Origin of the sequence: Paenibacillus chondroitinus NBRC 15376, from assembly GCF_004000765.1 — a bacterium.
Taxonomy (GTDB): domain Bacteria; phylum Bacillota; class Bacilli; order Paenibacillales; family NBRC-103111; genus Paenibacillus_E; species Paenibacillus_E chondroitinus.
The window spans coordinates 1-2,496 of the sequence record NZ_BILW01000098.1; the positions used below are offsets into that span (position 1 = coordinate 1).

General features: G+C 51.5%; 1 protein-coding gene. It reads right to left on the reverse strand.

Translation table 11 applies throughout. The features are described from left to right. Positions 1-2,452: hypothetical protein (locus tag PCH02S_RS36060; RefSeq protein WP_218033203.1), on the reverse strand; the 2,452-nt coding region annotated here is incomplete at its 3' end. Positions 2,453-2,496: the final 44 nt, after the last annotated feature.

Below are 2,496 nucleotides of genomic sequence, written 5' to 3' on the forward strand. Positions count from 1 at the left end.
CTCTGCCTATGGCAGCCGCCTGCGTGAAGCTGCCCGTCCCGTGGGCGGGCAGCAGGTGTACCGCTGCGGCAGGCGAAGCCGCAGCGGTTCCCGCAGGAGCAGCGATGCGCGCTCCTGCGCTGCTCGCCAGCAGCGGCATGACACGCGGTGTCATGCTGGCGGGCTGGCGAGCCATCGACGCGCGGGGCGTGCGCGCGTCTGCTCTTGTCGCTGCCCGCGAAGCGGCAGCGGGCTGCTCCGCCTGAGCGCGCGCTTCTTCCAGCGCGCTTATGGCCCTGATGGTTCGCTCTGCGGAATCAGACAGGAAGCTGCCGGCTTCCGACTGATTGAGCGAACCAGATCTTGCGCGCAGCGCGCGTTCGCTTTCAGCGGCCATGGTCTGCCGCTGAATATGCTCCACTTGTGCACCGCGCCTTACCCCCATGGCAGGCTGCTTCCGCGATTGCATTGCGCTCCCTGCCTGCAGTTGAAGCTTCGCGTGTGCCTCAGCTTCCATTAAGCGATGCACTTCAGTTAATCTGCCTGCATCCACCAAATTCGAGCCAAGCGTCCCTACTCGGCCTAAGCTAGTTGAAGCTCTCTCATCTGACGAGCCTTTGGTCGCTCTACCTACCATTGAAACTGAAGTTTCCAGTCCTCTAGTGGCACTGGAGGGTCTTCTCCTGGCGACTCCAGGAGATGATTCACTTGCCGCTGTGGCTGCTGTTTCTATGAATTCTTTAACGTAAACTGTACGATTACTGCTTTCCGGTTCCACTTTTCTATCCGAAGAAGACTGTCCCTCTCTTTGTTTCCATATGGCTTGGACAGCCGATACTGGTGACTGCTGTCGTAATACTGCATCTGCTTGCCTGTTCCGCACCATCCCTATTGCCGCTGCTGCCGGTACAAGGCTTGGCCTCATGCTTTTCAAGCTGTTTTCCGTTATTTTGGAAGCAATCTCAGCTGCAAAATCCCCCGAAGACCGGCCGTTTTGCATCCAATCATTCGATCCTTTTTCACTTGGGTCCACTATGGATTGGCTGCGTCCGGTTTGTTCAAGGGATACCGATGAATCGGTTAGATGCTCAGCGGGTTTACGAAAAATTCTTTCAACAATCCTTCCGAAAGTGTTTGACCCTCTTGCCAAATCTACTCTAGTACTTTCAGCGGATTGTCCCGGATTTTCAACGACTGTACGCCCATGCAGCCTAATTCCATCATTTATTGTCGACATCTCGCTAAACATGGAACCTATTTTCTTGATACTGGATTCTGCAATTTTTGCAGATATCTCAGAAGCTAAGTTGGCAGGCGATAAGGTGCTTTGCACGACATCAGCATCACGCTCAGCCACTTGGTTGTCGACCTGCTGTTCGTGATTGGCGCCGCTTCGTTCATTACTTACTGGAGAGCGGAAAATACGCTCTGCCTCCTGAAGTCGCGTACTTGCTTGCAGACTAGCACGATAACCGTCAAGCGGACTTGGTGAAACCAATTTCGTTACACTGTTTTCGGCCTTTTCAGCTATATTTGCAGATATCTCAGAAGTTACGTTTGAAAGTTGGTATAGTCCCTGTCCTGGGGAAACAATATTCCCCGCTTCAGGTCGACTTCCCCTGACTTGCTTCACCACTTGGTTCATCGATTCCATTGGCCTACCCATTTGGCTCGGTTGACTGATTGGCTGTCTGTGCTCAACATAAGTCATCTCATGCTTCCGCTGATTGCTCTCCCCCCGCAACATTCGCGGTTTATGAGTCGTCATGGCGGTAAAATTGTTTCTAACAGATCTATCTCTAATCAATAGATTAGGGTTTGTATGTGTACTTCCAACAATTGAATCATTAGAAGATTGCTGTCTTTGTTTTTGGAGAAGCTGCTGCAGCATTTTATCATTGCTTTGAATTTTCACAGCTGCTTCTGCACCATTTTCGATGGTGTTAGGCTTTCTATGAATAAGCTTGTGTCCGCTCAATTGATGAACGACGGGTTGCTCAGGGTGCTCCATTACGGAACTCTGTCCCATCCTGCCGGCTGTGCGTATAATTCGGTGAATTGCGCTTACACCGTTAGTGAGCTTCCCATTACTGGAAATTGCCCCTACATGCCCTGACTCGCCGTTCCTCCGCTTGACCGCCAGATTATCATCTATATGATCCACTACTTGTTTGGACCACTGCATACTTCCTTGCTGAAGAGCTTCCGTCTGTGCATCCATCTGCACTAGATTTTGAGCTTTCCCTTGCTCCTGCACTTTCTGTTGCTCTTGCGTTCTTTCTTGCTCTTGCGCTTTCTGCTGCTCTCGTGCTCTTTCTTGCTCCTGAACTCTCTGCTGCTCTTGCGTTCTCTCTTGCTCTTGAACTCTCTGCTGCTCTTGCGTTCTCTCTTGCTCTTGAACTCTCTGCTGCTCTTGCGTTCTTTCTTGCTCCTGCACTCTCTGCTGCTCTTGCGTTCTTTCTTGCTCCTGCACTCTCTGATGCTCTTGCGTTCTTTCTTGCTCCTGCACTCTCTGAT